Source organism: Vulcanisaeta sp. (assembly GCF_049966235.1).
Taxonomy (GTDB): Archaea; Thermoproteota; Thermoprotei; order Thermoproteales; family Thermocladiaceae; genus Vulcanisaeta; species Vulcanisaeta moutnovskia.
The window spans coordinates 1-318 of the sequence record NZ_JBMFVA010000077.1; the positions used below are offsets into that span (position 1 = coordinate 1).

Below are 318 nucleotides of genomic sequence, written 5' to 3' on the forward strand. Positions count from 1 at the left end.
GCGCAGTTATCGCTTACCTTAATCACGGCATAACTCACATAAGCGAGTAATGATACCATCTGCGTAATTACTGCGTTTATTTCGTGAAGCTTGATCGCAGAGTTTGCGCTCATGGAATTCACATCCTCCTGGAAGCCGCTCGTGGGTATGTTCTGTACTGTGGATGGCACGGCCAATTCACGGAGCCTTGCCGCTAATGCTGCGGCCGTGTATTGCGTAAGCATTAAACCAACGCGCCAAGGTCCATTAGCCAGGTAATTACTTATACCGTTAATCTCCTTCCTGAGTAATTGAGTTATTTGTCTCTCGATCAAGTTG

At 46.9% G+C, this 318-nt stretch carries 1 protein-coding gene; it reads right to left on the reverse strand.

Going from position 1 to position 318, the window contains the following annotated elements; all coding sequences use genetic code 11:
• Nucleotides 1-318 (reverse strand): aromatic amino acid lyase (locus tag ACP5L5_RS11790; RefSeq protein WP_428764019.1); only part of this gene is annotated, 318 nt, incomplete at both ends.